Annotated in this window: 20 protein-coding genes and 2 tRNA genes; 10 read left to right on the top strand and 12 right to left on the bottom strand. The window is 34.7% G+C overall.

The genetic code is table 11. The annotated features are described in order from the left end of the window. Positions 1-4 precede the first annotated feature (4 nt). From EZS29_RS12860 to EZS29_RS12845, 4 genes are read right to left on the bottom strand one after another with little or no spacing between them, the layout of a single operon-like run. Positions 5-481: a hypothetical protein gene (locus EZS29_RS12860; RefSeq protein WP_130611454.1), complete on the bottom strand. Its 477-nt coding sequence runs from the start codon at positions 479-481 to the stop codon at positions 5-7. Beyond that, positions 478-1,221, bottom strand: coding sequence for a hypothetical protein (locus tag EZS29_RS12855; protein WP_130611450.1), 744 nt, complete (start codon positions 1,219-1,221; stop codon positions 478-480). Before EZS29_RS12855 ends, EZS29_RS12860 begins: the two co-directional genes overlap by 4 nt. Then, positions 1,199-1,885 (bottom strand): hypothetical protein, encoded by a 687-nt coding sequence (locus EZS29_RS12850; protein ID WP_130611446.1) that lies wholly within the window; start codon positions 1,883-1,885, stop codon positions 1,199-1,201. Before EZS29_RS12850 ends, EZS29_RS12855 begins: the two co-directional genes overlap by 23 nt. After that, positions 1,882-3,303 carry a hypothetical protein gene (locus EZS29_RS12845; RefSeq protein WP_130611443.1) on the bottom strand — a complete coding sequence of 474 codons (1,422 nt, stop codon included), beginning with the start codon at positions 3,301-3,303 and terminating at the stop codon, positions 1,882-1,884. Before EZS29_RS12845 ends, EZS29_RS12850 begins: the two co-directional genes overlap by 4 nt. Positions 3,304-3,440: 137 nt before the next feature. Here EZS29_RS12845 and EZS29_RS12840 point away from each other — a divergent pair, with 137 nt between their 5' ends. From EZS29_RS12840 to EZS29_RS12820, 5 genes are all read left to right on the top strand, one after another. Then, positions 3,441-5,087: a peptide chain release factor 3 gene (locus tag EZS29_RS12840; protein WP_130611440.1), complete on the top strand. Its 1,647-nt coding sequence runs from the start codon at positions 3,441-3,443 to the stop codon at positions 5,085-5,087. A gap of 76 nt (positions 5,088-5,163) precedes the next feature. Then, on the top strand, positions 5,164-5,478 hold the full coding sequence (locus EZS29_RS12835; RefSeq protein WP_130611437.1) for a hypothetical protein: 315 nt from the start codon (positions 5,164-5,166) through the stop codon (positions 5,476-5,478). A gap of 90 nt (positions 5,479-5,568) precedes the next feature. Further along, positions 5,569-5,645: transfer RNA gene (locus EZS29_RS12830), tRNA-Asp, on the top strand. Positions 5,646-5,845: 200 nt separating this feature from the next. Next, positions 5,846-5,922, top strand: a tRNA-Asp gene (locus EZS29_RS12825). Between the two features lie 297 nt (positions 5,923-6,219). Continuing rightward, complete coding sequence (locus EZS29_RS12820) at positions 6,220-6,729, top strand: hypothetical protein (RefSeq protein WP_130611434.1); 510 nt, start codon at positions 6,220-6,222, stop codon at positions 6,727-6,729. A gap of 293 nt (positions 6,730-7,022) precedes the next feature. Here EZS29_RS12820 and EZS29_RS12815 read toward each other — a convergent pair whose 3' ends face one another. Next, a complete protein-coding gene (locus tag EZS29_RS12815) occupies positions 7,023-7,430 on the bottom strand; it encodes a hypothetical protein (protein ID WP_130611431.1) in 408 nt (135 codons plus the stop codon). A 231-nt stretch (positions 7,431-7,661) separates the two neighbouring features. Further along, entirely contained in the window at positions 7,662-9,269 is a 1,608-nt protein-coding gene (locus tag EZS29_RS12810; RefSeq protein WP_130611428.1) for a Do family serine endopeptidase, read from the bottom strand. A 330-nt stretch (positions 9,270-9,599) separates the two neighbouring features. On the opposite strand from EZS29_RS12810, the gene EZS29_RS12805 reads away from it, so the two are divergent. Continuing rightward, a complete protein-coding gene (locus EZS29_RS12805) occupies positions 9,600-10,376 on the top strand; it encodes a substrate-binding periplasmic protein (protein ID WP_172603948.1) in 777 nt (258 codons plus the stop codon). 5 nt (positions 10,377-10,381) lie between these two features. Here the strand turns inward: EZS29_RS12805 and dinB are convergent, their stop codons facing one another. Both dinB and EZS29_RS16050 read right to left on the bottom strand, forming a co-directional pair. After that, complete coding sequence (dinB, locus tag EZS29_RS12800; RefSeq protein WP_130611421.1) at positions 10,382-11,479, bottom strand: DNA polymerase IV; 1,098 nt, start codon at positions 11,477-11,479, stop codon at positions 10,382-10,384. After that, positions 11,469-12,359: a Bd3614 family nucleic acid deaminase gene (locus EZS29_RS16050; RefSeq protein WP_177615576.1), complete on the bottom strand. Its 891-nt coding sequence runs from the start codon at positions 12,357-12,359 to the stop codon at positions 11,469-11,471. The genes dinB and EZS29_RS16050 overlap by 11 nt, the downstream gene beginning before the upstream one ends. 210 nt (positions 12,360-12,569) lie before the next feature. Here EZS29_RS16050 and EZS29_RS12790 point away from each other — a divergent pair, with 210 nt between their 5' ends. After that, a complete protein-coding gene (locus tag EZS29_RS12790; protein ID WP_130611418.1) occupies positions 12,570-13,790 on the top strand; it encodes an MFS transporter in 1,221 nt (406 codons plus the stop codon). A gap of 9 nt (positions 13,791-13,799) precedes the next feature. Here EZS29_RS12790 and EZS29_RS12785 read toward each other — a convergent pair whose 3' ends face one another. Beyond that, positions 13,800-14,657, bottom strand: a complete 858-nt coding sequence (locus EZS29_RS12785) for a 3-hydroxybutyryl-CoA dehydrogenase (protein WP_130612900.1) — start codon at positions 14,655-14,657, stop codon at positions 13,800-13,802. A gap of 62 nt (positions 14,658-14,719) precedes the next feature. Between EZS29_RS12785 and nadA the strand changes: the two genes are divergently transcribed. Continuing rightward, positions 14,720-15,826 carry a quinolinate synthase NadA gene (nadA, locus tag EZS29_RS12780; RefSeq protein WP_130611414.1) on the top strand — a complete coding sequence of 369 codons (1,107 nt, stop codon included), beginning with the start codon at positions 14,720-14,722 and terminating at the stop codon, positions 15,824-15,826. 46 nt (positions 15,827-15,872) lie between these two features. Here the strand turns inward: nadA and EZS29_RS12775 are convergent, their stop codons facing one another. Both EZS29_RS12775 and EZS29_RS12770 read right to left on the bottom strand, forming a co-directional pair. Beyond that, positions 15,873-18,098 (bottom strand): monovalent cation:proton antiporter family protein, encoded by a 2,226-nt coding sequence (locus EZS29_RS12775; protein WP_130611411.1) that lies wholly within the window; start codon positions 18,096-18,098, stop codon positions 15,873-15,875. Positions 18,099-18,188: 90 nt separating this feature from the next. Then, on the bottom strand, positions 18,189-19,322 hold the full coding sequence (locus EZS29_RS12770; protein WP_172603947.1) for a heparan-alpha-glucosaminide N-acetyltransferase domain-containing protein: 1,134 nt from the start codon (positions 19,320-19,322) through the stop codon (positions 18,189-18,191). 174 nt (positions 19,323-19,496) lie between these two features. Here EZS29_RS12770 and EZS29_RS12765 point away from each other — a divergent pair, with 174 nt between their 5' ends. Together EZS29_RS12765 and EZS29_RS12760 are read left to right on the top strand one after the other, a co-directional pair. Further along, a complete protein-coding gene (locus EZS29_RS12765; protein ID WP_130611405.1) occupies positions 19,497-19,889 on the top strand; it encodes a hypothetical protein in 393 nt (130 codons plus the stop codon). An 11-nt stretch (positions 19,890-19,900) separates the two neighbouring features. Next, positions 19,901-20,551, top strand: coding sequence for an acyltransferase (locus EZS29_RS12760; protein ID WP_130611402.1), 651 nt, complete (start codon positions 19,901-19,903; stop codon positions 20,549-20,551). Here EZS29_RS12760 and EZS29_RS12755 read toward each other — a convergent pair. Then, entirely contained in the window at positions 20,501-21,634 is a 1,134-nt protein-coding gene (locus EZS29_RS12755) for a cyclic nucleotide-binding domain-containing protein (RefSeq protein ID WP_130611399.1), read from the bottom strand. The two genes, EZS29_RS12760 and EZS29_RS12755, sit on opposite strands and share 51 nt — an antisense overlap. Positions 21,635-21,687 lie beyond the last annotated feature (53 nt).

Genomic DNA, 21,687 nt, shown 5'->3' with positions numbered 1-21,687 from the left:
TCGATTATAAGCGGCAAAGTGAAATGAGAGGTGATTCGGATAGAAGAATCATTTTCTCCTCTTCACTTAATTTAAAATACTCGATTTCTTTGCACCATTCAGCAAAGCAATCACAAAAAGCAATATATTTTCTAAAATCATTTTCTGTAAAATAATTTAATAAAGTAAAATCGTTTTTGTGAAAAATTATTTGGAGATTTTCACACAGAGTATTTACTTTGCTTTTTGTAAGATTGTAATCCGAGATAGATTCATCGGGTAAGAAAGTCATGGCTTCAAAATCACACAAAGATCTTATAGTAAAGATAAATTCATCGGCAAAATCACTTGCGATAAGTGGAAATGAAAGGAAATCTTTGTTTTCTATTAATGTATGAGTGATCTTTTCATAAAAAATATTTTCAGGTATTTTTTGCTTTAATTTCTTATACTCTGAGAAAGTTAATAAAGTAATCTTTATAATTGAACAATTTTGAGTCATTTTATCTTAGTAATTTCTATAGCATCATTCATACCATGAACTTTTTTTGCAGAAAGATTTGGTACAACTAGGTTAATTTTTTTTATGGCCCGCATGAGGTGATTAACTCCGATATCACTTCGATAGTGTATACCATCAGCAGTTACTTCATAGGGAATAATTAAGGAATTTTTATCATCTGTAAAGTTTTTTATGACTTTTTCAAGTGCGGTGATTTGATCACCCGAAACTTCTTTTGCGATAAAAAAACGGATACCATCGTCATTCTCTAAATTTTGCTCAGGCTCTTTTAATGTATTTTCAAGAGCTTTATCGCTTGCTTCAATATATACTTTGCCCTCATAAAATAAAATATATCTCGCTATTTTAGGGAGCTGTTTTCCTAGGATCTCTTTGTCTGACTGCATGAGAACCAACAAACCATTTTTTTCTTTGAGCGGGGAAAGAATAAATGGAATTTGTGCGGGCCACGTTTTTGTCCCGAATATTTGGTATTCGCTTTCTTGCTGTTTATCTATAAGGGCCCGTGCTTCTGTATCCCACTGTGAACTCGGAAAAAGTTTGAGTGATTGTAAACTTTTCAGGTAACTCCTATCGAAGGTACTTCTTATTCTTTGGTTTTTTAAACCACAAAACTCGCAAAGTAAGATGCTATATGGCAGCTCTTCATTGTATTTAAAGACTTGTTTATTACGTAAAGAGTTTTGTGCCGTGGCACTATTCAGGCACAATGACCACAACAGGAATAACACCAGCGGGTACATTTTGATCCTTTGCAAGTGTCGAGTTTTGTAAAATTGCCATGTCAGCTGGGGTTGCTGGTTTTAAGTCAGATTTGCCATCGTAAACAAGCTTTACTACGGTTAATCCTATGGCTTCTTTGACAACGTCGGAGGGGTAGATCATGACTTTTTTGTTGTTGCCCAGGTCAAGTCCTACAGTGCCGCATTGAATTGCACTGCCAGGCACTGTGATAAGCATAGAAAAGGCTATTTTCTTGCCGTCATCGGTTTTAATCACTGTTTTTCTTTTGGTGGGAGTTTTTAAAATATCTCGGATGGGTGCTGATAAAGTCACTTTTAACACGCCATTTTGATAAATTTCACTGCCCTGTGAGCGAAAATAGGAAGACCAATCCGATTTTGTCCCTAATTGACCTTTTTCAGAATTGAAACATGAATTTTTAAAATAAGTTGTGAGGCTTGTGATGGCATTTTTTCGTGCCTTAACCTCAGCATTGATGCCATTTTTCGGTTCTTCTTGGTTTGAATTGAAAACGCCAAAAATGGATATTGTCATCTTAGCGAAATCAAATGAAACTTTGTTTTCTTCTGCTTGAGCAAAAGCTTGTAAAGAAACAAAACATACTGAAATGCCAGTGAACATCCATTTTAAGTTTCTCATGCACTGCCTCGCTTTGCTTCAACAGTTTCTAGACTTTTTATTTCTTGTTCCTTTAGGATAGTATCTCCCATATGGCTCGCAATTTCAGCATCGAGGACACAAAGAGACATCGTATTCGAGAACCCTTGAATTTTAACACGCAACATATCCCAATATTGAGTGTCAATCGGATGACTTCGACTTACAAAGAAAAGAACTTCTTTGATTTGTGAGAGAGTTGCAGGCAATTGAATAGCTAACTCAGAAAAAAAGGATTTATTTTCATCATCAAATGGAAAAAGCATGCTATTTTGTGCAACTCTTTCAAGCTTTACAATGCTATTTATTAGCATTTCTTGTGAATATCCCTTTGTCATCTGTTTCTGCTGAAGAGAAACCTCTTCTTTTTTCTCTTGAAGTTTTTTTATGACGGACTCGGTATTTTGATATTTATTTACATTATCAGAAAGCCATTTAAAGGTCTTAATGGGATTGTCGGATATTTCACCAAACAATTCACACAGTCTAAGCTTATGAAGATCAATAAAGCTGAGTAAGATCGCAGTTGAGCTTGTGGTCCTTTCAGGGCCTTGGAATTCTGCACGAAGATCTCTAACTTCAGCAAGAGTGTCTCTGATTTGCTCTAATGATATTTCACCTAAATGACTACGAATGTCTTGAGCAACAACAGCGCCTTCTTCGGCAGCAACGAGTCTCTTATGCTCTCTTCTTAAAGTTTCTTCGGCATTGATGATTTGATTTTCTATTTCTTTTTTTCTCTTCCAAAGGCTGATTGCAAAGGGAAATGAAATAATAATGGTGACGATAAATACGCAGAATATAATGGCGAGCCAAAATCCTCTGTTGACAGTTTTGAGTCGCTCTCGGGCAACTTTGTTTTTCTGTTCAACTTTTGCAATATTGGCTTCATATTTCTCCCTGTTTTCGTAATGGAAAACGGCTTCGCAGAGATAATTGGCATTGTCTGCGTAGGGCGCCAAGTCTTTTAGGGCTGAAAATCTATTGTAACGATGTAGAATATGTGCTTCAGTTTTTTCGAGATGATTATTAATAAAGTCTTGTGCCCTTTTGGCATTTTGAATTATTTTTTGTCTTTCATTCTCTTCGAGAGAAAACCAAGGTTGAGTTGTTACTTTTAGCGCGCTTATGCGCGTTTCAAGGTCTTCGATTTCTTTTTGCTTTTCTTGAACGGCTACAAGCTTTTTCTTAAGGACTTTCAACCCTTCAATTGACTCCTTCCATTGACGAGCTTCTGCAGAGAGTTGTTTAGAAAAAAAAGCATCAACGGCAACAAGGGATTTATCGGCTTGTCTAATTTGTTTTGCTCGGAGATAATGTGGTTTAATTTGGAATGTACTCGCTAGCAGAATCAGTTGATCTGCGGCTTCTCTTAGTTGTAATAAGCTAACCTGATTCATGAAAAACGCCTCTTGGTGCATGTAGTGAATCACCTGATTTCAAGTATCCTCGCAATCTTGTAACTCTGAAATTCCCAAAGTGTCAAAATTGTGCTAGCAAAAAGCAGTTATTATTTGGTATCCCATAGGAGAAAACCATGCCCTTTGTTGACAAAAAAACACTGTGTGATGAAGTCAATCGCAGAAGAACTTTTGCAATTATCTCACATCCGGACGCAGGAAAAACCACCATGACCGAAAAGCTTTTGCTCCTCGGTGGAGCTATTCGCTTAGCTGGTTCGGTCAAAGCAAAAAAATCTAAAAAATTTGCTACATCCGATTGGATGGAGCTTGAAAAACAACGCGGAATTTCAGTTTCAACCAGCGTGATGAATTTTGAATACCGCAATTATATTTGTAACCTACTTGATACACCAGGTCACCAAGATTTCTCAGAAGATACATATAGAACCTTGGCTGCCGCCGACGCTGCAATTATGCTTATCGATGCAGCAAAAGGTGTGGAGCCACAGACGATCAAACTGTTTGAAGTCTGTAAATTGCGTGGCATCCCGATTTTTACCTTTGTAAACAAATTGGACCGCGAAGCACGCGATCCGCTTGAGCTTATGCATGAGATTGAAAGTGTACTGGGCATCCCGACTTATCCTATGAGCTGGCCAGTTTCATCGGGTGAGCGCTTCCGCGGGATCATTGAAAGAGAAACAAAATCTTTGCATTATTTTGAAGGAAGAAACACAACAACCGAGACCGCTGCGAGAGTGATCCCTCTCTCTGACAAAGAACAGATATCCTCTCTTGTGCCTGAGGATCTTCTGCAAGAAGCACTTGAATCTCTCGAAATGCTCGAAATGGCTGGAGATGACTTTTCCCATGAAAAGTTTTTAAAAGGTGAGCTTTCTCCTGTATTCTTTGGGGCTGCAATGACCAATTTTGGGGTGAGATTGTTTCTTGAAAAATTTCTTGAAATGTCACCTTCCCCATCCGCAAAGGGCAGCAGTCAAGGCAAAATAGACCCTCTTTCTTCTGAATTTAGTGGATTTATCTTTAAGATTCAGGCTAATATGGATCCGAAGCATAGAGATCGCATTGCATTTTTGCGAATTGTCAGCGGCGTCTATGAAGCGGGAGTGAATGTCACTATCCCTCGCTTAAATCGAGAAATTCGCCTCACCCACCCTCAACAGTTTTTTGCTCAGGATAGAAGCACCCTTGACAGAGCGTTTGCTGGCGACGTGGTTGGTATCTATGACCCAGGCTTTTTCTCTATTGGGGACTCCTTGGTTGAAGGCGGAAACTTTGAATTTGAAGGTATTCCGTCCTTTGCGCCTGAAAACTTTGCGGTTGTCAGGACTACGAGTGCTTTGAAGCGTAAACAATTGCTTAAGGGCTTGGTTCAGCTCTGTCAGGAAGGCACAGTCCAGATGTTTGTGGATGAAAGCCGTGCTGCAAGCGATCCTGTTTTAGCGGCTGTGGGATCTTTACAGTTCGATGTGCTTCTTTTTAGGCTTAAAAATGAATACAATGTCGATTGTGCACTCGATAATCTTGTGTTTAAGCACGCGCGTTGGACCAATGCCAGCAGTGAAGAAATTGCGGAAGCTAAAAGCAAAACAGATGTTGTGACTGTTCGCGATATGCAGGGTAATTATTTATTTTTATTCAAAAATGATTTTGCACTTTCTTATTTTCAAGAAAATTGCCCTAAGATTTCTTTATTTAAAAGCAACTCGACTTTGCATGGTAATATGATGAAAATGTCAACAGATTTGTTTGAAGAGTGATATTTTTCGTGTATATTATTGGAATGCATAAGATTCCAAAAAGGTAAAACTTCTCTTTTTGAGGAGCGGTGGCAATATGAAAAATTTATTCCAATTGCGTTCGTCTCATATCCTGTCCCAAGAACCACAATCTGGGGCTAAGATCATTCAGTTTCGTGATCACAAGCACAAAGCAGATAAGAAGCAGAGACACACATCTCTCCGCTCTCATGGAGACTCTCTGGCACGGAATATAAAAACTCAGCAAAGTCATAGAATTGCTTTGAAAGTGCAGAAAAAAGCGGTGAAAAAACCGTTTCACACGTCTTCTCTTTTTTATGCCTTAGCTCTTGCCGCAATTCTTTTTGGGATTTTTATGCTTCTAGGTGGCTTTGCTGTTATATTTAAGTAGCTAATTTTATTGTAAAAAAAAAATTATAAAAAAACACAGCGAAACTATTGCAAAGCATCTTCTTCTCTGGCATACACATCTTCACTGAGTGGGGTGGTAGTAGAGTTGGTTACAACGCTGGCCTGTCACGCCGGAGGTCGTGGGTTCAAGTCCCATCCATCCCGCCATATTAAAAAGCTGTCTTCGGACGGCTTTTTTGTTTTGTATAAAGATTAATAATCGGCTTGGCCCATAGTCAAAGAGTTTGGCGTTGTCAGAAAAGTACGTAAGCCAATCCGCAAGATTGCCAGCCTGCAAAGCTTCTTTAAAAATTCAATTCAACGCCTTGCATAATTGATCGCGCTCTGGCATATACTTTGGACTGAGTGGGGTGGTAGTAGAGTTGGTTACAACGCTGGCCTGTCACGCCGGAGGTCGTGGGTTCAAGTCCCATCCATCCCGCCATTTATTAAGAAAAGCTGTCTTCGGGCGGCTTTTTTTGTTTTATGATCTGATAAATTTTATCAGACTCGAAAGATCTCTGTTATCAGCCATTTTCAAAGCTTCTATATACTTTTTTCTTGTTGATTGATGAGAAGTGCATTTTCCCCCACGTAAATGGCTTCTGGCCATAAATTTTCATAAAAGTATCATAATATAATCGTGCGTGGCGCCCATTTAGGAGACATAATTTTGGCAATATAGTAGAAAAAAATAAATATTTAAATCTATAATATTCTTTTACCAAAAGGAGTGAATATTATGAATTTTATTATTAGATTTTCTGTTTGTTCATTATTGACGGCGTCTAATTATGCTTTTGCCGAGCAAGCTTTAGAGCTTTCTTCAATGGAGCAAGCTCCAGATATCACCTTATCTGCAAAACAATATATATCTTTACCAACAGAGACTTTTGCCAGTGAAAATCATTTGCCACTCACAGCTGGTTACAACATAACAATAGTCAATCATTCAAATCGCACTGCTTGTATTTCTATAGTAGAAGCAAATCCCCTTTTGTCTAAGGGATGGTATATTGTTCAGAATACCCAAAGTATAACTTTTAACAGTCTTGCATATATCCGCTTAGAAGTATGTTCTTTACAAAATTTAGTTTGGAATACAGGTTGGGTTTACCAAGATATTTGTTTAAAATATGGATCTGCCTTTAGTTTCAATGATCCAACTAATGCCATTATGTGTTCTTCAAATGGTGGACAGATGAAGCAATTTCTGAGTATACCAGGGGCATATACAGTTACGTTAAAATAAACGTTTGAAATTAGGACAATTGCTTTTGTAGCATATTGACTTAAGAAAAATCTCACTTGAGTATTCAATTTATTTATATTAATTAAAAATAAATATTTTATTTAAGAATTATTAAAATAAATTTATAGAGCTGCATTTGCATTTTTTGTCTCAATTGGTGTGTTGGTTGAAGTGCTTGCAAAAGCTCTATTTGGTTGCTTAGGTGACTCTTATAGTCAACAAAAAATAATTTCTTACTGTTACGTTTTAAGTTCTGTCGCTTCAATTTATGAAATTAAATAATTTTCTATTAATTATTTTTCTTCAAATAGGACGGTTGGATTTTTTAATTTCATTATTCTAGAAATATTTACATATTTAATTATTCCTGTATTCCCAATTAAAATTCCTAATTCCTGTTCTGGATCACAAAGAAATAAGAGCGATTGTAAAGTTATAAGTTGCTGGCGCGACATTTGCACACCGTCCAATTGGCAGCGTGATATTTTAATAAATCCTAAATATGCTACATGGTCGCGTATTTGCGCTTCATCACCGTTGGCGAGAATTGTTAAAGTTGTTTGATCTTGCAGTGAGCTGTGTCCTGAATCACGTAGGTCATAAAGAGCGTTAATATGCCACCATTCTTCTGTGCTGTGCCATTTTCCGCAAGGGAGGATCCATCCACTGATTTCGCTGAGTCTTTCCGGTTGAGACAACATTTAAAAATTCCTTTTGGAAATTGATAAAAAAATTCTTGGGAAAGATTACAAATTGCATTCATAATGTAAACAAATTAGCATTTTTTAAAGTTAAATATTTTCTAATATTGGATTTTATTTGTTTTATTATAGAATTATTACAAAAAATGAGTGTTTTAAACGCATTTAAAAACAAAACTCTTAGGATAAACACAAATCCTAAGAGTTTTTTTGTCCAGAAACAAATGGGAGTTAACTATTTAAAGGGAGAATAATTGCGGATTGAGAGTTTTCTCTCTCAACTAATAAGAAAATAACAGAAGAATTAGCTTTTTTTGCTTTTTCTAAAACTTTTTCAACATCTTTTGGATTGGCAACATTTTCTTTATTTACACTGATAATAACGTCACCTTGTGCAATTCCTGCGCGATCCGCTAAACTGCCTTGTTGAACACCTGCAATCAAAACACCTTTACCGGAAGGAGTTTGTTTTACTGAAAGAGTGAGACCAAGATTGCGCGCAAAAGACTTTCCTGATTTTTCAGAACTTTCAGTATCGTCGCTTTTTTCACCCTTTGCATTTGGTAATTCAGTAACTGTTGATTTCAATTCTATTTTTTTGCCATTTCTCAGAACGCCGAGTTTAATGCTTGAACCTGGTTTTAAGAAAATAATTTGTCTTTGAATGTCAGACGACGCTTTTACAGCTTCTCCATTAACACTTTGAATTATGTCATAAGGTTGTAAACCAGATTTGGAAGCTGGACTGCCGGGCACGACGCGCATAACGAGAGCACCTTCGGTATTGGGATCTATTTTCATTTCTTTCTTAGCCGCTGTGCCGAATTTATTTAAGTCATACATTTCTACGCCTAAGTAAGCTTGGGTCAATTTACCATTATTTATGATGGACTCAGCAACAAGGCGAATTGTGTTCGAAGGTATGGAAAAGCCAATTCCAACACTGCCACCATTTTTTGAAAAAATTGCGGTATTCATACCTATCACTTGACCATCTAAGTTAACAAGGGGGCCTCCTGAGTTCCCAGGGTTAATCGCTGCGTCGGTTTGAATAAAGCTATTTGCACCATTGATTCCAAGTGTGTCACTGGTTCTTTGCACTGCACTGACGACACCCATCGTAACGGTTTGTTCGAGTTCAAAAGGAGCTCCCAAAGCGAGAACCCAATCTCCAACTTTGACTTCATTGGAATTTGCAAGGCTCACCTGTTTAATATCTGCTGAAGGTTTGAAATCTTCGAGTTTCAGAACGGCGATATCGACACTCGTAGCAGTTCCGATGATTTTTGCTTTATATTTTTTCTTATCTTTTGTCGTAACAGTAATTTTATCTGCTTTATCAATTACGTGATTATTCGTAATAATATATCCGTTGGTTGAATCAACGATAAAACCAGACCCACCATCGGTTTCAATTCCTTGTTTTTTGCCGCCTCCTTTTGGATTTGGTCCGCCCTTAAATTGAGGAGGTAAAAATGGGAAAAAGAATTCATCAGGGAAATCATATTGTGGAACGTTTACTTTTTTCTCTGCTACGATAAAGACAAGTGCTTGGCTACTTTCTTCAGCGACATTCGAAAATACTTTTTTGAATTTCTTTAAAAACTCAGTGTCCTCTTTTTGAATAGGGACTTGAGGAGGAGGTAAAGCATAATTACTCGATGCCTGCGCAGTGAGATCATCATTTATTTTTGTAAATGCTTCTGGCTTGAAAAGGAGGAGGCCCGCACTTGCAACACCAAAAATGGCTGCAATAGAAACGCCTGCTACAACAATATTTTTAGCTCTTGCTTTCATAAAATTTGCTACTTTCTTAGAATCATTCAAATCGGAATTCATTGTAACCTCCTAAAATTATAACACTAAAATTTTTTATCTGCACCTTGAGCCTTAAAAAATGCTCTTCTTGCTTTATAGCAGACATTGATCCAAAAAGTCGATAGTCGAGCTATTTATTAAAAACAAAAAATTGTAATATTATTCAATAATATTATTTATATAAAAAACTTCATCACTTATATAGAAATATATAGAAGCGATGAAGCTGAGATCTTGTGAGTCTAAATGAACAGCATGAATTGGCTTTTTGAGTGTGGGAGGGAATGTGCTATCCTTTTTATAAATGAATCTGCTAGTAGAATAATAAAATTTTCTTTTAGGTTGAAAAAAATGAAAAGTATAATAATTTTTATTCTAATAATTTTCAGTTTAACTAAAGTAAGTGCTAAGGAAAAATATTTAATTCTAGCCGATGATGGTTACCCTCCTTATTCATTTTCGAAAAAAAACTCTATAGCAGATGGCTTATACCATAAGATATTAAGTGAAATTTTTCCAAAAATGAAAAGTTTCAAAATTATTATTGAAGCCATTCCTTGGAAAAGAGGTTTAGCCGAAGTAAAAGAAGAAAATGCATTTGCTATCTATCCTGCATATTTCCGCCCTAGTGATCCTGAAAGAAATTGGATGGATTATTCAGATAATATTTATAAAGAAAAAGTTGTCCTCTATTGTAATAAAAAAATTCTTGGAAAAGGGAAATGGCCAGAAGATTTTCGTGGTTTGATTATTGGTAAAAATCGGGGTAATTACGGGAAAAGCTTTGATGATATATTAGAAAAAAATGGAATCAAGTTGGTTGAGGATAGGAATACAGAAAAAAACTTTGTTAATATATTGACAAAAAAAATTGATTGTATTGTGAATGAGGAAACAGCTATTGAAATATTTTTACAGAGATATAAAGACAATCCTGAGGTCAAAGAAATAAGTAAAAAAGTTGTAATAAGCTCAGAAACCACACATTTAGGTTTCTTAAAAAAATCATCGCAAAAATATCAAAGAGGAAAAGAGTTTATTAAAGAGTTCAATAAAGAATTAAAAAAATTAAAAAACTCTGGATTGTTTGAGAAAATTCGAAGCAATTACATTGAAAATTATAAATAGATATATTATATATAATTTGAAAATAAAGTTTCCTGCAGCAAATCTTTTCTGTCGATAAGATTTGAAACAGACACTCCAATCAAGCGGATGGAATCATTTTCACATTTGAAATCATGAAAAAGCTCGAGAGCTACTTTAGCTATTATTTCTTCTGTATAAAAATACAATGGATAGCTTTTGGTTTTTGTTCTCACTTTAAAATTAGCATATTTAATCTTTACTGTAACAGTTTTAGCTGCTAGATCTTTGTTTTTTAGACAAATTATTAAATTAAATAAAATTTTATTTAACTCACGTAATTTATGTTCCATGAGAGTGATATCTTTTGGAAAGGTTTCTTCTTCTCCTAGCGATTTTCTAATTTGCGTTGTTTCAAGGGGTGATTCATCGATACCGCAAGCGCGTTGATATACCCATTCAGACGTTGCTCCAAAAGTATTAATTATAAAATCTCTGCCAGCAGAGATGACGTCTGAGCAAGTTAAAATATTAAATTCAGAAAACTTTTTAGTTGTAACAGGACCTACAAAGGGTATTTTTTTAATTAAAAGTGGTTGCATAAAAGGAAAGACTTCATGCGGCTTTACAATAGTTATTCCATTTGGTTTATTTATGTCAGAGGCTATTTTAGCAACCATTTTATTTGGGGCAACTCCAGCAGAAGCTGTTAATTGAGTGTCAGAAAATATATTCTTACGTATATTTTCTGCAATTAAAGTTGCATTTTTGCTATCACTCACGTCGATATAAGCTTCATCCATTGACATTGGTTCAACGGTATCAGAAAAATTTCGGATTATTTTAAATACTTCGCGTGAAGCGTTTTTATAGGCTTCAAAGTTTGGTTTCAAAAAAATAGCATGTGGACAAAGCTTAACGGCTTGCGCCGATGGCATAGCTGATTTTATCCCAAATTTTCGGGCTTCGTAGGAGGCCGTGCAAACAACACCACGAGAACTTGGAGTGCCGCCAATGATCAGAGGTTTATTTTTTAGTTTAGGATTTAATATAACTTCCACAGCTGCAAAAAAGGCATCGAGATCGATGTGTATAATTTTTCGCGTGAGGAGTGATGGATGAATAGAAGATTTATCATTTTTCATAATAAGAAATCTCCTGAGATAACCCTTGTTGCAATTCTATTATAATATTTTTTTCCAATTCAGATTTCGCTGCTCTTAGGCGCTCAATGGAATTACAATTGAGCACTGTGCTTTTTGCCATAGAACCAGGATCGTCGTTGAGAAAGTATACTTTAAAGTCTGAGATATTTTCCGCACAATGCCAAATCATGCCTGCACACATTTTACATGGTTTCAATGTAGTATAAATGCTACTTCCCTTAGGTATAGCTTGCCTAAATTGGTTATAAAATTTTTGGATCATATTTATTTCTGCATGTAATGTTTTGTTCTTTGAGTTTTCGTTTAAGCCAAATGAAAGAATATTACGGTTAGAATCGATTAAAAGGCAAGCGACTTGTCTACAGGAGTCATATTTTTCTTTTTCAATTATAATCTCTTTAGCAAGATTTTGTGCAATATACATAAAATCGAATTCGTTTTTATGCTTATAATCATATTTTTCCGAGATAAAAGTTAATTCTTCTTGAAGATTTTTATCCTTCTTCTGTAAAGTTATTTCAAAAGTTTGGTCATGGATTAAAATATTTTGATCTGAGAAGTTGTTTATATAAGCAATTCTTTTAGCTGTAACTTTTACCATTCCTAAACACATTTCAGTGGGCGGATAGTTAGTGAATATTTTATTTCTTAAAATCGTTAATGCTATTTCGGGATATTCGCGATAGATTCCTTGTATTAAAATGGTCACTGGACTGTATGGTTTTTTTGGCTCAAGTGTAGATTGTGCATAGAATATTTTATTGGCAAAAGATATAAATGCAAATTCATTTGGAATTTTTTTGGTGAAGTTATAAGCAATCTGTAAAATATAGTTGTCAAATTGGCTCGATAATTTCATTTTTTTCCCTAAGATTATATAAATGAATAGCTTTAACTTCTGGTGATTGAAATCAAAGAATTATTAATTTAATAACCTTTTAATTACAGATAGGCAAATGAAAAATGTTAGACAGAAAAGGTAAGCATTTTTTAATCCTCTTATTCTATTGACATGTTTTGTTTTTTTTAATAATAAATGAAATATCCTCAATAAACGACAGGGACTTATATGTTTAAATATTTATTCTCATTGAGCCCAGCGATCTTTTCAATTTTGGTTGGAATCTTTCTGCAAAAAATGGCAATTTTTATGACATTGCCATTCATTCCTATATTCTTAGGAAATAATACCAATTTAAATCCCACTGAAATCGGTTTTATAGTGGGCGTGTCCCCGCTTGCGGGAATTTGTGCTTCTTTCATTGGCGGCTACTTATCAGACAAATTAGGCAGAAAAAATATTCTTCTTTTAACCATTATTCTTTCGACATGTGTTTTATTTTCATATTTTTTAATTACGCATATTGAAAATATGCAGTTGAAAATTTTGTCATTCACTCTTTTATCGGTTCTGTCTGGAGTTTCGGCTGGTGTGTTTGAGCCTGTCGCCACCGCCTTTTTAAGTGATCTAGCAACCCCAGAATTAAAAGGCGTAATTTTTCAATTAAGATATTTTAGTTTAAATCTTGGTGCTTCGATTGGACCTATGCTGGGTCTTCTCTTAAACACGAATGGAACCTCCTCAAGTTTTCTTTATGCAGGTTTATTGTATATAATTTATTTCTTAGTTTTTTTTATTTTGATGCAAAAAAATTATTCACAGAATCTGCTTACGAATAATAAAAGAGTGAGTTTTAAACAGTCCTGTTCTATTATCTCTCACGATCGGAAAATGCTTTTTTTAATTTTAACCTGCATTCTTATTATCTTTTGTTATAATCAAATAACAACAACTTTTTCTCAAATCATGCATAATGAAGTTAAAAATGGAGTTGAAAAATATTCTTTTTTCCTCACTGCAAATGGAATATTGGTTCTGCTAATTCAAGGTCCATTATATAAAATTACACGTAAAATTGGTTTAAATAAAAGTTTGTGTCTGGGTTCTTTGCTCCTCACATTTGGCTTTCTCGTTCTGACTTTTGATTTAAATTCGCTTTATATTCTTATACTTTCTATTTTATTGATTACATCAGGAGAAGTGCTTGTTTTCCCTATATCCAATGAATTGATTGATACATTTGCGCCCTCACATATGCGTGGGGCTTATTTTGGTGCTGCCGCATTTAAAAACTTTGGCTTAGTATTTGGGCCCATAGGAGGAGGGTTTATTTTCTTTAATTTTGGTTCACATTATTTATTTATTATTTTAGCAATTATTTCTTTTATAGCACCTTTTGTTTTCTTTTATGGGCAAAGGGAAAAGGTGCTGGAAAAAATTAAGATTTGAAAATTATTTTTAATATTTATAGACTCCCTGTCCTGATTTCCTTCCATAATAACCGGCATCCACATATTTTTTAAGCAAAGGGCAAGGTCTGTATTTACTGTCTCCCAAACCGTCAAATAAAACTTTCATTATGGCGCAGCATGTGTCTAAACCAATAAAATCGGCGAGTGTGAGAGGGCCCATAGGTTGATTTGTGCCAAGTTTCATACCGGCATCAATATCTTCAGCAGAAGCAATTCCTTCCATCAAAACATAAAATGCTTCATTAATCATAGGCATGAGAATGCGGTTGATAATAAACCCAGGATAGTCTTGAGAGCAAACGCTGACTTTATTCATTTTTTCTGCAAGATCTTTTGTAATCTCATACGTTTCGTCAGAAGTGGTATGTCCTCTAATAATTTCTACTAAACTCATTAAAGGAACAGGATTCATAAAATGCATACCAATAAATAATTCAGGCCTTTTTGTTACGGCAGCAAGTCTTGTTACGGAGAGACTGCTCGTATTACTTGCTAAAATAACATGTGAAGGTAATATTTTGTCTAATTCAGAAAAAATATTTTTTTTCAAATCTTCATTTTCATTGACTGCTTCGATGACAAAATCTGTTTGACTCAAATCAGAAAGATGAATTACTTTTTTTATCCTTCCAAGTATAACGGGAGGATGTTCATCTATTTTGCCTTTTTCAAAAAGTTTAGATAAACTTTTTTCAATATTTAAAATTGCTTTTTGCAAGCCATCTTTGTTTACATCGCATAAAAGAACTTGATAACCCGCTTGCGCCGCCACTTGTGCAATTCCGCTGCCCATTTGACCAGCTCCGGTGACACCGATGGTTTTGATTTTTGCTAAACTTGGCATATAGAACTCCTTGTGGGTTGGATCATGGAACATAGGTTCAACATTTTTATGAGGATAAATTAATGTCAATAACATATCAAATGCCTCTACCAGAACCATATCCTTCACTTTCTATTGAAGAAATGAAAGAGCGGATTCAAAAAATCAGAATTAAATTTGGAAAAAAACTTGTCATTCTTGCTCATCATTATCAAAGACCAGAAATTGTCGAATTAAGTGATATTCGTGGTGATTCTTTGCAATTGGCACAGTATGCTGCCAGTCAAAAAGATGCAGATTATATTGTTTTCTGTGGCGTGCATTTTATGGCCGAAGGTTCAGACATTTTAAAAAGAGGTGAGCAAATAATTGTTCTTCCCGATCTGGGAGCTGGCTGTGATATGGCGGACATGGCCGATGCAGATGACGTTGAAGAAGCTTTTGCACAGCTCATAGAAATTGTTGGGCATGACAGTATTATGCCTGTTACTTATATCAACTCCACCGCAGCACTCAAAGCTTTTGTTGCACAAAAAGGTGGGATAATCTGTACAAGTTCAAATGCGCATAAAATTGTGGATTGGGCTCTTAAAGAAAGAAAAATTTTATTTTTCTATCCAGATCAGCATTTAGGTAGAAACACAGCAAAACAATTGGGCATACCACTTGAAAAAATTAAAATTTGGAATCCTAAAAAACCCTATGGTGGCCTTGATAAAACTGAGATTAAAATGACTCAAGTCATGCTTTGGCAAGGCTGTTGTCCTGTGCATATGATGTTTAGTGCAAAACAAATAGCGACTATTCGTGCAAAAGATCCAGAATATAAAATAATTGCGCATCCTGAATGTTCGATGGAAGTTGTAGATCAAGCCGATTTTTCAGGATCTACAGATTTTATTGTGCGAACAATTGCGCAAAGTCCGAAAGGAAGTAAGTGGGCCGTTGGCACAGAACTCAATTTAGTCAATCGGATTGCAAAAGAGAATCCCGACAAATCCGTTGTCAGCATAAATCCTTTTATGTGTTTATGCGGTACGATGAATAGAATTGATCTACCTCATTTGACTTGGGCTCTTGAAGAAATCGAAAAAGGCACACCTAAAAATATCATTGAAGTGCATGAGCCTGTACGTTCATTAGCAAGGCAAGCTCTTATACGCATGCTTGAAATGAGTGTTAAACTTTAAATTAAAATAACGTTACAAATGATACACAATTTTCCTTACTTTGTTTTTAAATTTTTAGCGCAAAAAGTTCAAGTTTATTGACTTCTCCAACAACCCAAAGAATGTCATCGGCAAGTAATATTGTCGATGAATTTGGATTTTTAATTCGTTCATTATTTCTTTCAATACCAACTATTATGCAATTAAATTTTTCTCTCACTGCGGAGTCTTTTATAGATAAACCATTAATATATGAACTTCTATTTATGAAAAATCTTTTAAGATCATACTCAGGAATGACTTTAGATGATTGAACAATATTATTTGAATTTTCGAGTTCCGCTTTAAATATATCTATTTCTTGATCGGTTGAAAAGCAAAGTAAAGTATCTGATGGATAAATAATATCGTTTATATCCGGTGAAACAATGGTGTGTTCGCCACGTTCTATCGCTACAATTGTTATTCCATATTTTTGTCTTAGATTGAGATCGACAATGCTTTTTCCTATGACAAATGAATTAATAGGGACTTTTATATCGACAAGATGCGCATCCCAAGGAGCAAGTTGTTCATATAATATAGGTTGATGTGGCTTTGTTTTTTCTTCTAGATTATATGAAGAACTAAATTGGCTTTCAATCCAATTGTAATATTTTCCAATCCTATTTCTAAAGAGAATCATAAAAAGAATAGAAGCAATTATTGTCGCCACTAATGTCAAGGGTGAAGGGAAGAATTTCAAACTGAGAAGGCCTATGATAAAAATTGTTAGTGTCCTGCTGACGAAAAGTGATATCACTTCTTTACCGATGATGTTTTTAAGATTTCTTTCGTATTTGATTTTAAAAATATTTAACATTGCCCATATACTGGGTGAGGCAAGAATAAATGCTACCAGCCAAGATATAACTTTTACCACAAGTTCTTTTTGTATGTAATTACTAATTATGGGTGATATTTTTTCTGAAATTAATAAGAAAACTGCGATAACAACGAATAAATTTAATATCCACTGCAGTAATTTCTTATTTAAATCTTTTTGTTTGTCTTCGACAACTGTGATTCTTTGAAACCAACTGGTATAATGAGTGAGTTTATTTTTAATACTTATCGGCATTTTTTGTTCTAAAGAGTTTGCAATTTTTGCAGAGTAGCGAATTAAATAGGGAGTTGTGAATGTTGTAATCAAAGATGCTGTCACTATAATTGGATAGATACTTTCGTTAATCACTTTAAAACTGAGGCCAAGAGAAGCAATAATAAATGAAAACTCGCCTATTTGTGCCATACTAAAACCAGTTTTAACGGAATTTGTTAAAGTTTGACCAGTGACAATTGCACCAAAGGTAACTGAAAATAATTTGCCAAAAACAATAGCGGCTGTAATGATTAAGATAGATGAAATATTATTGAGAATAGCGTGGGGATCAAGCAACATTCCTACAGAAACAAAAAAGACAGCACCAAAAATATCTTTCAATGGTTGTAATAAGTTTTCAATTTGATGGGACTCAGGAGTTTCAGAAATAATTGATCCCATAATAAATGCGCCAAGAGCAACCGAATAATTAAAATAAGATGCCAAAGCAACTAAACAAAGGCACAAGCCGATAGAGACGACAATAAGCATTTCATTGTTATTTTGTTGACTTACTTTTTTGACAAAGCGAGGGACAATAAAAATACCGACTAAAAACCAGATGCTCACGACGAGGGCTAATTTTCCTCCAGCAATGAGGAGATCGAAAGCACCTACGCTCGAAGTTAATGATATATTTGTTAAGGCAACAAGCATTAAAATTGCTGCTAAATCCTCTACTATTAATATACCGAAGACCAGATCAACGAATTTTTTATTTTTAAGTCCAAGCTCATCAAGTGCTTTTATAATAATAGTCGTTGAAGAAATAGCTATCATGCATCCTAAGAAAATAGAATCCATATGTGACCAGCCAATGAATTCAGCAATAAATATGCCAATAATGAGCATGAAAATAATTTGAATCAGCGCTGTTCCGCCTGCTGATATTCCTACCTTTGCCAATCTTCTAAAACTAAATTCAAGGCCAAGAGAAAACATAAGAAAAATAACACCAAGTTCTGCCCATGTATTTACGGAAGAAACATCGACAACAGAAAAGATTGGGGGAGAGTAGGGGCCAACTATAATACCTGCGACAATATATCCCAATACGACAGGTTGATTGATCTTTTTAAAAATATAGGTCACAATTGCAGCAACCCCGAGCATTACGGAAAGATCGATTATCAGCTGAGGTATATGGGGCATAACAAATCCTTTTTTTATTATTATAATCTAAAAATTTTAATTTTAATATTTTAATAATAAGTGAAGTGTCATGCTTTTGTTGTGCGGCTATTATAGCATTCGCCAAAGAGAATTTTCATTTTTCTTTTTCTTAAAATCACGATACCATTTGCATAAAGGATATATTATTATGAGTGCAATAATCCACCCGTATGCCACATCGGTAATTGAAGACCATTTCAAGATATCTAGTATTAAAACTCCTAATAAACAAAGAATAAAAAGATGTGCGGCATAGAAAAAGAAGGTCGATTTTCCATAGACATTAGCTACTTCTAAAAACTTAGAGACAATAATAATTTTATTCGAACCAATTTTATCTATAAAATAGATTATCGAGAAGAGTAAGAAAAAAATGCCGAGTGTAAATAATAAATAGGTAAGTGAGGGTGGGTATTTGATCATATAAAAGAAACTCCACCAATTCGAATCATTGAGTGAAACTGGATTCTTTAAATTGAAATACAAATCTCCCCATAGGCGACTGAATATAAAGAGTGCTATAAATACAGCTCCAAGAATAGGGAGCAGTGTGAAGGCCATTTTTTCCTTTTTTATTAAAATTTTGCCAAATAATAATCCTAAAATACCAATACCAAAATATGGGAATACGGAATAAATAAAATATTGGCCATCAGGTACGAACAGAATATTCAATAAGAAATTTATATTTTTTGCATCGAGTTCTCCCAATGAAATAATGAATGGAGGAATAAATATGCTTAACAACATAACAATTACTTGAATAGACCAATGCCGTTTAACGAGAAATGAAATTAAAATCATTAAGGAACCTAGCATAGAGATCACAGCGAAGCGAAAGATAATAGAGGGGTCTTTAAAGGCAAAGCTCCATAAGGGGGCAAATATTAAGTATTCAAATAGTATTAAGATAAAACCTCTTAAGCAAAAATACTTCCACAACTTAACTTCGTCCTGCCATTTTACATTGTTGGCATGTGTTAGAAGGATCATGCTTAAACCCATCATAAAAGCAAAAGATGGTGCGCATATATGAGCGATTAAGCGTGTGAAAAATAAAAAAGAATCCTCATAAAATGGGAAGTTTCTATTCCAGAACTCTCCGCTAAAAATTATATTTTTTCCGATCATTTCTTTTGCATGATCAATAGCCATAATTATTAAAACAACACCTCGGGCTTTATCTAGAGCTTGAATTCTCATAAATATCCTTTCTGTATTTTTTTTCATGTTCTATTCTATGGGTATATAAAACATGACGCCCATTGTTTCAATCAATAATTTTCTGTTTAAGAAGTGTTTGCAAAGAAACTTCTTGAAGGTATGTTTGCTTGAGTGTAATGACATATGTTTAGAAAGTTATTTTTGGGAGTTTACTTGTCAGGCGAAAATATTCAAAAAAACACAAATAATCAGCAACCCTCAGGGCAAATAAAAGAGATGGGACTTGAGGAGATCATACAGTTGGCAAACAAAATTGGCCTCGAATACGTTGAAAAAAGAAAAGAAGCAGAACGGTATGAGCTTTTGCGAACCTCAATTCGGGCTCAAATAATGAATCGGATTGAATTATCACAAGAAAAAATGCCAGAGTCTCGTCTCAAACGTTTGGCTGAAGCTGATCCAGAGTATACAGACTTGCTCGAAAAAATCGCAAACTCAAGAGCTGAAACTGAGAAATTAAGAATCCGCTATGAAAGCTATAAGAGTCTTTTTGATGCTCGCAGAACTATGATAAGCTACAAGAAAATTGAATTGAAGACTTTATAGGTGAATTGCAAATGGATAAATATATAGAACAGCATAAAAAAAGATTATCATATATGCCGTGGCTTTATTATTCGTTAAAACCAAAACAATTACAGTGGGCTCAGACCTGGCAAAAAGAAGTCCAGAAAAAATTATCGGAACTGGAAACGGTTAAAATTGGTAAAGATTGTTTTATCTCTCCAGATTCTCATATTTTTGCAGAACCAGGGAGGGATATTATAATAGGAAATCGTGTTACGATAGCTGCAAATGTTGTGTTGCATGGGCCTATTACGATAGGTGATGGTGTGAGCCTAAACTCTGGGGTGCTTATCGATGGCGGTGCTAAAGGGGTTTTTATTGGAAAAAACACACGAATAGCAAGTGGAGTTTATATTTATGCTTTTAATCATGCGACCTCGCCAAATCGTTTGATTAAGGATCAGCCCGTGATCTCCAAAGGAATTCATATAGGAGAAGACGTTTGGCTGTCTTCAAATGTAGGAATTACTGATGGCAATAATATTGGCAGTTACAGTGTGGTTGGAATGGGGGCCATTGTGACCCACGATGTGCCTGAATGGGCGATTGTGGCAGGCGTGCCAGCAAAAGTCATTGGAGATCGCAGAATGTCAAAAGATGTTTTCAAAGCCAATGATAAAAGCTCCCCAAACTCCGATTAAAATATGGGAAAAACTCACTCCTATGATTGAATTCTGCTTAGCATAAAGCCATCCCCAAAAAATACCAGGAATAAAAACAGATAAAGCAAAGCCTGGGCTTATATGAGAATGTCCGCCTGCAAATAAAACATTAGATAATAAAATTGCCATCCAAGTTGTTTTGGTTTTTGAACCAGATAGAAATTTTTGTAAGGCAGATTGAATACCACTGCGGACAATTAATTCCTGAATGGGTACAAAAATAATATAACCAAATAAGGCAGCAAAATAAACTTTCATATTAACATCAGCACTGGTTTTAAAAATTGCCATAGGATCGAATAAAGCTAGATTATGAAATTTATCGATGAAAGTTATTATACAGAACTTTATTAAGAGAATAGTAAGTAAAAAAGGAGTTGTATATAAAAATGATTCGAGCAACACTCTCTTCCAATTTTGAAAAGTTAAACCAAATGTTTTTAATGGATATCCGCTATTAATCATCATTGATATTATAAAGTAACAAAATGACATTAAGACAATAATGGTAACAAGAGTTGAATTTGACATTATGGATTTAAGTTTTTGTAATATCTGTAAACTTATTGCATATAGGGTTGTTATGGCAATTATATTGACTGCAAAACTTCCGATAGCCAAACGTTCTTTAAGAATTTCGACTGTGACTTCGTTTGTATAACGTAGCCTTCTTGATATTTTTTCACCAAAAAATGTTGTTAATTTAGCATATACATCCAGAAAATAGGGATTGTTTTTAACCTTCTCAAGATCGAAGCACAAAATGACAGATGGTTCCATTGTCTTTACACTTGCAGAACGTGGAGCATTTTCAAATAAGATCATTTCTCCGACGATTTCACCTTGAGAAAGTTGAGCAATCGGATAATAACGTGAGCCATTTTTTTTTATAATCTCAACTTTTCCTTCAATAATTATAAAAAATCTATGGTCTACTTCACCTTCATTAACAAGAGTTTCTCCTGTTTTTAAACGAAGCTCTGTTGATATTTCTTTTAATTTTTCGAGTTGGCTTTCACTTAAATCGTTTAAAAGGGGAATATTTTTGTAAGATTCAAGCATTGCTGTATTCTTTCTCTAAGAAAAGACAGTTGTGATTCTATTAAAATTTAAGA

It is taken from the genome of Fluviispira sanaruensis, assembly GCF_004295685.1.
Lineage (GTDB): Bacteria > Bdellovibrionota_B > Oligoflexia > Silvanigrellales > Silvanigrellaceae > Silvanigrella > Silvanigrella sanaruensis.
The sequence above is the reverse complement of the archived record's forward strand: the minus strand, read 5'-3'. Positions and strand labels throughout refer to the sequence as shown.

Coding starts and splice junctions, on each gene's coding strand:
- EZS29_RS12860 (WP_130611454.1), bottom strand. CDS start 481: ATGACTCAAAATTGTTCAATTATAAAGATTACTTTATTAACTTTCTCA.
- EZS29_RS12850 (WP_130611446.1), bottom strand. CDS start 1,885: ATGAGAAACTTAAAATGGATGTTCACTGGCATTTCAGTATGTTTTGTT.
- EZS29_RS12845 (WP_130611443.1), bottom strand. CDS start 3,303: ATGAATCAGGTTAGCTTATTACAACTAAGAGAAGCCGCAGATCAACTG.
- EZS29_RS12840 (WP_130611440.1), top strand. CDS start 3,441: ATGCCCTTTGTTGACAAAAAAACACTGTGTGATGAAGTCAATCGCAGA.
- EZS29_RS12835 (WP_130611437.1), top strand. CDS start 5,164: ATGAAAAATTTATTCCAATTGCGTTCGTCTCATATCCTGTCCCAAGAA.
- EZS29_RS12820 (WP_130611434.1), top strand. CDS start 6,220: ATGAATTTTATTATTAGATTTTCTGTTTGTTCATTATTGACGGCGTCT.
- EZS29_RS12815 (WP_130611431.1), bottom strand. CDS start 7,430: ATGTTGTCTCAACCGGAAAGACTCAGCGAAATCAGTGGATGGATCCTC.
- EZS29_RS12810 (WP_130611428.1), bottom strand. CDS start 9,269: ATGAATTCCGATTTGAATGATTCTAAGAAAGTAGCAAATTTTATGAAA.
- EZS29_RS12805 (WP_172603948.1), top strand. CDS start 9,600: ATGAAAAGTATAATAATTTTTATTCTAATAATTTTCAGTTTAACTAAA.
- dinB (WP_130611421.1), bottom strand. CDS start 11,479: ATGAAAAATGATAAATCTTCTATTCATCCATCACTCCTCACGCGAAAA.
- EZS29_RS16050 (WP_177615576.1), bottom strand. CDS start 12,359: ATGAAATTATCGAGCCAATTTGACAACTATATTTTACAGATTGCTTAT.
- EZS29_RS12790 (WP_130611418.1), top strand. CDS start 12,570: ATGTTTAAATATTTATTCTCATTGAGCCCAGCGATCTTTTCAATTTTG.
- EZS29_RS12785 (WP_130612900.1), bottom strand. CDS start 14,657: ATGCCAAGTTTAGCAAAAATCAAAACCATCGGTGTCACCGGAGCTGGT.
- nadA (WP_130611414.1), top strand. CDS start 14,720: ATGTCAATAACATATCAAATGCCTCTACCAGAACCATATCCTTCACTT.
- EZS29_RS12775 (WP_130611411.1), bottom strand. CDS start 18,098: ATGCCCCATATACCTCAGCTGATAATCGATCTTTCCGTAATGCTCGGG.
- EZS29_RS12770 (WP_172603947.1), bottom strand. CDS start 19,322: ATGAGAATTCAAGCTCTAGATAAAGCCCGAGGTGTTGTTTTAATAATT.
- EZS29_RS12760 (WP_130611402.1), top strand. CDS start 19,901: ATGGATAAATATATAGAACAGCATAAAAAAAGATTATCATATATGCCG.
- EZS29_RS12755 (WP_130611399.1), bottom strand. CDS start 21,634: ATGCTTGAATCTTACAAAAATATTCCCCTTTTAAACGATTTAAGTGAA.